The 8,544-nt window shown below is 41.1% G+C and carries 9 protein-coding genes; 2 read left to right on the top strand and 7 right to left on the bottom strand.

Annotated elements, in window-relative coordinates; all coding sequences use genetic code 11:
• Positions 1-122: 122 nt before the first annotated feature.
• From aroD to ACFSCZ_RS13310, 4 genes are all read right to left on the bottom strand, one after another.
• The gene (gene aroD / locus ACFSCZ_RS13325) at positions 123-872 is read right to left on the bottom strand and encodes a type I 3-dehydroquinate dehydratase (RefSeq protein WP_380774499.1); all 750 of its coding nucleotides are present in this window, start codon (positions 870-872) and stop codon (positions 123-125) included.
• A 61-nt stretch (positions 873-933) separates the two neighbouring features.
• Positions 934-1,494 carry an elongation factor P gene (gene efp / locus ACFSCZ_RS13320; RefSeq protein ID WP_380774498.1) on the bottom strand — a complete coding sequence of 187 codons (561 nt, stop codon included), beginning with the start codon at positions 1,492-1,494 and terminating at the stop codon, positions 934-936.
• Positions 1,495-1,514: 20 nt separating this feature from the next.
• Complete coding sequence (locus ACFSCZ_RS13315; RefSeq protein WP_380774497.1) at positions 1,515-2,576, bottom strand: M24 family metallopeptidase; 1,062 nt, start codon at positions 2,574-2,576, stop codon at positions 1,515-1,517.
• Between the two features lie 121 nt (positions 2,577-2,697).
• Complete coding sequence (locus ACFSCZ_RS13310; RefSeq protein WP_380774495.1) at positions 2,698-3,180, bottom strand: YqhR family membrane protein; 483 nt, start codon at positions 3,178-3,180, stop codon at positions 2,698-2,700.
• Between the two features lie 402 nt (positions 3,181-3,582).
• On the opposite strand from ACFSCZ_RS13310, the gene ACFSCZ_RS13305 reads away from it, so the two are divergent.
• Positions 3,583-3,936: an SA1362 family protein gene (locus ACFSCZ_RS13305; protein WP_380774494.1), complete on the top strand. Its 354-nt coding sequence runs from the start codon at positions 3,583-3,585 to the stop codon at positions 3,934-3,936.
• Positions 3,937-3,962: 26 nt separating this feature from the next.
• Here ACFSCZ_RS13305 and ACFSCZ_RS13300 read toward each other — a convergent pair whose 3' ends face one another.
• Complete coding sequence (locus ACFSCZ_RS13300) at positions 3,963-4,847, bottom strand: patatin-like phospholipase family protein (protein ID WP_380774493.1); 885 nt, start codon at positions 4,845-4,847, stop codon at positions 3,963-3,965.
• A gap of 166 nt (positions 4,848-5,013) precedes the next feature.
• Positions 5,014-7,569, bottom strand: coding sequence for a vitamin B12-dependent ribonucleotide reductase (locus tag ACFSCZ_RS13295; RefSeq protein WP_380774492.1), 2,556 nt, complete (start codon positions 7,567-7,569; stop codon positions 5,014-5,016).
• Between the two features lie 425 nt (positions 7,570-7,994).
• Here ACFSCZ_RS13295 and ACFSCZ_RS13290 point away from each other — a divergent pair, with 425 nt between their 5' ends.
• Complete coding sequence (locus ACFSCZ_RS13290; RefSeq protein ID WP_380774490.1) at positions 7,995-8,387, top strand: rhodanese-like domain-containing protein; 393 nt, start codon at positions 7,995-7,997, stop codon at positions 8,385-8,387.
• On the opposite strand, the gene ACFSCZ_RS13285 is transcribed toward ACFSCZ_RS13290, so the two are convergent.
• The coding region (locus ACFSCZ_RS13285) for a hypothetical protein (RefSeq protein ID WP_380774489.1) at positions 8,362-8,544 on the bottom strand (183 nt) is incomplete at its 5' end. The genes ACFSCZ_RS13290 and ACFSCZ_RS13285 overlap by 26 nt on opposite strands.

The raw sequence follows: 8,544 nt of genomic DNA, 5'->3' as shown, positions 1-8,544 counted from the left end.
AGTGGCGGGCATCCGCCAGCTGCTTTTAGGAAAAAAGCCCACAAATGCAAAATCAGGAGGAGAAAAACGATTCGGTTTTCTCCTCCTGATTTATTTTAGGGGCTATTTAGACAGCCCCTTTTTTATCTATTCATTTCTTCATCGATCATCTCGATCATTTTTTTCAGTTTTCCAATCTGTACCTGGCCAGGTGCAGAAGTTTGTACACCTGATCCAAACGTAAGGATCGATCCGTATGTCCAGCCGATGATTCTGCTGACTACTCCAAGGTTTCCCATGGCCATCGTGATCAGAGGGATGTTTAATTCTTTATCTGCTTTATTCGTAATGTCCAATAGGCTTAGTACATCATCCCTTGTAGATGGCATAACAGCAGCTTTGGCAACATCGGCCCCATAAAATTCTGCAAGGTAAAGCTTTTTCAGCAAAGTTTCTTCAGGCGGCATGCATTCAAAATTATGATAAGAGAGTATCAATTTTTTATGATATAACGAAGATATATGTCTCAATTGCCGTATATAGGCCGGACTGCTCTCTATTTCATAATCAATTGCTTGAACTGCATCTCTTTTACAAACTTCACCAATCAACGCAACCTTTTGTTCCTCTGTCAGGGAAATGGGCTCCCCCCCTTCACGGGTGGATCGGATGGTAAACAATACCGGCAGGCTGCTTTTTGCTGAAATTTTATGAAGTGCGGATAGGACAGCCGTGTGGTCATGCAGCTCCTGAAAGAAGTCTGCTCTCCACTCAATCAGATCAGGTCCCTCAGGCAGGACCACATCCAATTCTTTTAAAATTTCATTTTCGTTTTTACCCGTTAAAGGTGTACATATGTATGGTCTTTTTCTCTCGGCGAACAGTTCTCTCAAATGTCTTCCCACCTTTTATGGCATCAAAAACCGCGGGATCCCCCGCGGCAGAATTGGTCCTCTATTGAGCTCTTGAAACATAGGAACCGTCAGAAGTATTGATCACCAAAGTATCCCCTTCGTTAACAAAGAACGGAACCTGTACTACGAGTCCTGTTTCCATTGTTGCAGGTTTGGAACCTCCTGAAGCCGTATCTCCCTTAATTCCGGGTTCCGTTTCGGTCACTTTCAGGTTTACTGTATTCGGCAGCTCTACACCGAGCGTTTCTCCATTATACATGATTACATGCACTTCCATATTCTCAAGCAGGAAATTTAATTCATATTCAATTTGTGATGAGGACAATTCGATTTGTTCATAGGTCTGCTGATCCATGAATACATGTGTATCTCCGCTTGAATACAAATACTGCATGGATTTATTGTCAATTTGTGCTCTGTTTACCTTTTCTCCAGCCCGAAATGTTTTCTCGGAAATTGCACCTGTACGCAGATTTCTAAGTTTGGATCGTACAAAGGCAGCCCCTTTCCCAGGCTTTACGTGCTGAAATTCAAGAACACGCCATATCCCGCCGTCCACTTCAATCGTTAATCCTGTCTTAAAGTCATTAACTGAAATCATTTCCTTGCCTCCCGCTGCAATTATAAAATAAGTAACTCTTTTGTGGAATGTGTCAATCTTTCATTACCCGTTTCGGTGATCAAAATATCATCTTCAATCCGGACACCGCCTATTTTTGGCAAATAAATACCCGGCTCAACAGTTACCAGCATCCCCGGTACCAGCTTTTCATCGGATCTCGGAGAAAGTCCCGGTCCTTCGTGTACTTCAAGTCCAATCCCATGACCGAGGGAATGCCCGAAATATTGACCGTATCCTCGTTCGGTGATCAGATCTCTTGCGATGGCATCTGCCTCAACACCTGTCATTCCGGGCCCGATTTCCTCAACGGCTTTCATTTGTGCTTCCAGGACAATATGGTAGATCTCCTGCAATTGACTGGATGGCTTACCAACAGATACTGTCCGTGTGATGTCGGATACATATCCTTTGTGCAAAGCACCATAATCCAGTGTAACAAAATCTCCATGTTCAATTTTTTTGTCACTGGCTACCCCATGCGGTAAAGCAGATCTCCACCCTGAAGCTACAATAATGTCAAAAGAGGATGATGTGGCGCCGCATTTTCGCATAAAAAACTCAAGTTCATTGGCAATCTCAATTTCCGCCGCTCCCGGTTTTAAATAATCCAGAATATGTTTAAATGCTGCATCAGCAATATCGGCTGCTTCTTTTAATAAAGCAACCTCATTTTCTGTCTTGACCATCCGAAGTTCTTCAATAAGGCCCGATACCGGGATCAATTCGGCCTGAACTTCTTCTTTATATTTTAACCATTCAGAAAAAGTCACGTGATCCTGTTCAAATCCAAGCTTTTCAATGTTATGCTGTTTGGCTTGATCCGCAATTTCTTTGATCAATGATTTGCCGTACCTGATCACTTCAAATCCATGCGCCTGCGCTTCCGCCTGCTCCGTATATCTGAAATCAGTAATAAAATAAGCAGCATCATGGGTGATAAGAGCTGCTCCCGCCGTACCTGTAAAGTTTGTTGTATACCTGCGGTTATATGGACTTGTAATGAGCATTCCATCAATATCAAAATTCATAAAAGCCTTACGAATTTTTCCGATTTTATCCATTTTTTATTCTCTCCCGCATGATTAGCTTTGCCTTCCTTCCAAGGTCCAATGAAAGAATGACCCCTTCAGCATAAACAGTGTAACATAAAAGAATTGGAAAATACATGAATAAATTCCATACCTATCGTTTAGGATCCACTTCCTGTAAATAAAGAAATTCTTCATATTCGTAAGAAATCGAGTATCCAATAAAAACACCATATAAAATAAAGGTACATATCCCAGTCAATATGGTATTAAAATCATATGCTAATAATGACTTCGTTTCAGGAAACAATGGATAAATCACAAGAAAAACAAGTAAAAATATTAATACTCCGTAAAAAATACCCCACCAGAAAGATTTTCTTTTCTTTAGCGTTCCATAATAAATCAGCGCAGGCAGGATGGAGACGAGTCCATATATGGCGACTGCCAGAAGGATGCCCGGCCAGCCATGTTTCCAATCCCCCTTCCAGGGAGCAAGTATTATGCCGGGACTGATTTCAGTAAAATTCAGGTAATACACAAGATAACCCATCAAGCTTCCGATTACCCCTGCAACAAATCCTGTTACGGCAGCCATCGTAATAAGCGGCATAGCATAATAATTCTTCTCTTCCATTCAAACCACCTCATGACTAGCATGTCCTATATGCTTAAATTGTTTTCATGCCCTTTATGTCTAATTTGTTTCATAAGGCTTTTATAACTGGTTATATTTTCATTTTTTTAGTAAAATAGAGTTAGACACTCAACAAAGGACGTAAGCATACTTGTTCACGCAGCGACTTACTGATTTGATATTTTTTTAATTGGACCCTGGCCATCCCAAGCCAGGGTACCATTCTCTTGAAATAGATATTTTCTTCATGTGTGGGACAATAGCAGTGATTTATCGTTTAAACGGAGGGCGCAGGTGGAAAGACAATAGTGAGAATGATATTTGCCAAATCTTATATCTAATGATGTATAAAGGATATTCTTTTTGGGAAAGATAACCATTATTCCCGAGGAGGTGGCGTTCTTGAAAGCATGGAATTGGATCATAAGCGGAATTTTTATATTTGCAGTAATCGGATTAGGGTCCTATTTAATCAATAATCCAGGTGGGTTGTTTAAACAAATTCTGTTCATGGCTGGTGTCATTGCAGCTATATTTGTTATCTACCGGATTTGGACAAATAGGACGCCTGGCGGCAGAGAAAAAAATGCCTTTGCCAAAGCTGCGAAACAATCCAAGATGCGAGCGAAAAGAAAAAAGTCTGCAGCACCATCCAGCAATTTATTCCGCAATCGCCCGCTTCGCAGACGGTCCACTGCCCACTTGACAGTAATTGAGGGGAAAAAAGGCAAGAAAAAAGACAGAGCTATTTTTTAGACAGTCTGTCTAGGTGCTTCTTTCATTTAATAAGTCCAAGATTGCAAAAATTGCTGAGCCCTTACCCGTCCTTTCTCTAAGAGGGCTTCTTTTTTTTGCTCATTAATGGAAAATTCCGCCGCAAAGGTTTCTTCTGTTGGAATAAATATGATATTTTTTTCATGTTTCCTGGAAATATACCTGGCATCATGAGCATCTTTCATCGTATGGAACAATGATTCAAACAACTGAAGACCGTTATTAATGGTCTGTTTTCCATGCTGTTCTACCCGGTTGCTCAACTTGATGCCGATCACTGGTCTCAATTGCTTTTGTTCATCCTTTTGAAAGAGCCAAATAGGGAAATTACTCAAAATTCCTCCATCAACCACGATGTTTGTACCGCTTAATGACCGAAGTTTGATCGGTTCAAAAAAATAAGGGATGCTGCAGCTCATCCGGATGGCACGGGATACCGGAAAAATTTCTTTTGGTATGCCGTAGTGCTCCAGGTCATCCGGTAACACGAGAATATTTCCCGTCGACAAATCGCTTGCTATGACCTTTAATGTATCCGGCGGCAGATCTTTAAAGGTATGTACGCCTTTGTCGGCCAACTTATTTTTAATCCATTCTTCAAGCAAATCCCCACGGTACAACCCCATTTTGTAATACAGCAGTAACCACTTGGCCAAATGAAATGGCAGCAAAGTTCTTCGCCGATCTAAAAGTTTATTTAAATCCATATCTCTCATCATATCCGCAATTTCTTTACTGGTATATCCCGCAGCAATAAACGCAGCAATAATAGCTCCTGCACTCGTACCCGCCAGCCTTTTAAAAGTAAAACCCCTATCTTCCAGCACTTCATAGGCCCCAATTAATGCAATTCCCTTGATCCCTCCTCCAGAGAAAACACCGTCAACATTCATTTTTTCTGCCGCCCTTCTTCCTGTTGTCTCTATATGGATATTACAGAAGGGATTTGTTTAGGAACATTTTTGACTAAATTTTAATTGGACAATATTGATATCCATTGTTTTTTGATACCGCTTTTCTCGATAAACGGCGAAAAAAACCGGCCTGGAGGCCGGCTTTTTAAATACCGCATTTTAATTGAGCGTTGCAGTTATCACAAGTATTACAGCCGCCGATTTCTTTTACTTCACCTTTTCGGCAGACCGGGCATGTATTTCCGATCTCTGACCCGATTGTCACACTTGTGGACCGTAAATCCTGAATGGTATCAACAAGGACGACAGGACGTTCAGGCTGTTTTTCTATTTTTTCTTCCTCAAAAGTATTTTCTTCTGCTTTTAGGGTGAGAACTTGTGAGTCACGGCTGCCGTCCACATAGACCGTACCGCCTTTTGCCCCGCCTTTATACAAGCGCTCATATACTTTCTCTACTTGTTCAACAGAATACCCTTTTGGGGCATTGACTGTTTTGGAGATAGAACTGTCGATCCAGCGTTGAATGACACATTGTACATCCGCATGAGCCTCTGGATTCAGTTCCATAGCTGTTACAAACCAGTGCGGTAAATTATTTTCCTCCGCATTTGGATGTTCCTTCAAATAATCTTGAACGATATCAGCTTTGACTTCAATAAATTTACCAAGACGTCCGCTGCGATAATACGTAAAGGAGAAGTATGGCTCAAGCCCTGTCGAACATCCGATCATTGTCCCTGTAGAGCCGGTAGGCGCCACAGTGAGCAGGTGTGAGTTGCGGATTCCATATTTCTTAATCCCTTCATGAATATCTTTGGGCATTTTTTGCATATAGCCTGTCTTAGTGAAAGCTTCACGAAGCTTGGCTGTTTCTTCTTCCGTTTCTCCCTCCAGGAATGGGAAGCTTCCTTTCTCTTTTGCAAGTTCAATGGATTCCCGATAAGCTGTTGTGGCGATCACTTCAAACACTTGATCTACAAGCTCATTTCCTTCGGGAGAGCCGTATTCTTTTTCACAGTAGATCAGCAAGTCAGCCAGCCCCATCACCCCAAGTCCGACACGTCTTTCTCCCAGTGCCTGTCTTTTATTTTCTTCAAGAAAATATGGGGTGGCATCGATGACATTATCCTGCATTCTGACACCGGTTCTGACGGTTTGCTCTAATTTTTCAAAATCAACCGTCTTATTTTTACGGTCAGCCATCTGAGAAAGATTTACCGCTGCAAGATTACAAACAGAGTATGGTGCCAAAGGCTGTTCACCGCATGGGTTGGTAGCCACGACTTTTTGTCCGTATGCTTTTGCATTTGTCATCTCATTGGCATTATCAATAAAGAATATTCCTGGCTCTGCAGAGTAAGTAGCACAGATATTAATCAAGTTCCAGAGTTCTTTGGCTTTAATTTTTCTATATGTCCTTACTTTGTGGCCAAGTTTTTTCCATTCGCGTACATCTCCGACTTCATGCCATTTCTCATTATAGATTTTCATTTCTTCTTCATTGTAATTTTCAACATCCGGGAAGCAAAGTTCATAATCATCGTCATTTTCAACAGCTTCCATAAATTCTTTGGTGATACAGACAGAAATGTTGGCTCCTGTTAAAAATTCAGGGTTATGGACAGAATATGTCCCGCCTTCTCTTAACTTTTCTTCAGCGGAACGGAATATTTCCTCGCTGAAGCCGCCAAATCCTGGAATGTTTTTATAGTTCAGCACTCCTTGATACATCGCTTCTTCCTCTTTGGTTAAAGGAGTAAATTTGAGCTTATCTTTTGCATGCTTTTTGATTACCGGATCATTTGTATTTTCTATCAGGAAGCGCAAGATTCGGGGATTTTGCATTTTTGAAATGATAAATTCCACAATATCCGGATGCCAGGAGGCAAGCATAATCATCTGGGCTCCCCGGCGGGAACCTCCTTGCTCCACCAGGTGTGTAAGCTTGGCAATATCATCAAGCCAGGAAACGGATCCTGACGATTTGCCATTTACTCCTCTGGCAAGCGTGTTGCGTGGCCTTAATGTAGAGCCATTGGTGCCGACGCCTCCGCCGCGGCTCATGATTTCCATCACTTGCTTCCTATGTTCCGATATCCCTTCCCTTGAATCCGGTACAAAAGGCATAACATAGCAGTTAAAATAGGTTACATCTGTTCCTGCACCAGCGCCGTACAACACCCTGCCAGCTGGAACAAAGTGTAAATTCACAAGCTCTTCATAGAATTTTTGAAACCATTCCTGCCTTTTTTCTTTTGTTTTCTCAACAGACGCCAGTCCTGTCGCATTTCTTTTCGCAATTTGCTCATAAAATACTTCAAGCGGTTTTTCAATAATGTCAAGAGGCCTTAGGATAACGCCTGTTTCCCTTTCCTGTTCATCTTCAAGTGCTGATTGAAATTCCGGTTCTACAATGACTTCAGCCGTTTTTTCTTCCCAATCAATGGATTGAATATATCCGAGCCCTCTAGCAGGAAATTTCGGATCCTCCTTGATCGTTAAAACGACAAAGTCTCCAGGAGAAAGAGTAATTTTTTCTGTGTCTTTAAAAGCATATCGGTCGATCATAACGAGGCGGGAAACGCCTTTTTGAGTAATTTTCATATCAGGGGTAATCGGATGTACAGGATCGAACAATTGAATATCCTGGTTGAGCCTTTCTATGTTTAAGCTCGGTCTCTTAGTGTATGCAACAGACATTTTGCCAACTCCTTTATTAAAAACAATTTCAATTGCACTGATAAGTGTATGTATATCTGTCATTGATAAGTTACCATATATATATCCATAAAATCAATCATTAAACACAATATATTGATTTTTATTCAAAATATCTACACTATATATTGTGTTTTCAGAAATAAATGATTATAGTTTGTCAAATCAAAAAAAGAGAGGAAATGGAAGAAACAATTAGAGATTATAGGGAATAATAGGTGAAACCAACTTTTTTCAACAATTTTAGACTTTTTCTTTGATTGACAGTTTAAAGATACAGTCTTTTATACTTTGCTCCATATACTTCTCTTTTTTCGCAGACGGCATCCTCATAAAACCTTTGATTCATTCATCAGTCAGGAATATAATAGAAGATAGGGTATTTAGTAGAAAGGGGCTTTATTACAGTGGGAGTGCTTTATACATTATTAATCATTTTAGGGATTGTGGCCGCGTTTTCCCTGTATAATTATTTTCGGCAAAAAAAGATATTAACCACGTTGACCCAGGATGAGTTTCGGGCAGGATACCGAAAAGCGCAGCTGATCGATGTCCGGGAACAAAAAGAATATGACGGCGGCCATATACTTGGCGCACGCAATATTCCCATGTCTCAATTTAAAATGAGAATGAAGGAAATCAGGAAAGATAAACCTGTGTATTTATATTGCCAAAGTGGATTAAGAAGCGGCAGAGCCGCCCAACAGCTGTATCGGAAGGGATACCGGCAGCTTTATCATTTGCAAGGCGGCTTTAAACAATGGACGGGGAAAATTAAGTCCAAGCAATCAAATGGATAACCGCATCTCCTGAATGGCGGAAAAATATGAAACAGGGGCTGTCTAAATAGCCCCTAAAATAAATCAGGAGGAGAAAACCGAATCGTTTTTCTCCTCCTGATTTTGCATTTGTGGGCTTTTTTCCTAAAAGCAGCTGGCGGATGCCCGCCACTTTCAG

This window comes from Siminovitchia sediminis, assembly GCF_042680885.1.
Classification (GTDB): Bacteria; Bacillota; Bacilli; order Bacillales; family Bacillaceae_C; genus Siminovitchia; species Siminovitchia sediminis.
Note: the sequence above shows the minus strand (reverse complement) of the source record. Positions and strands in the feature narration are given on the sequence as shown.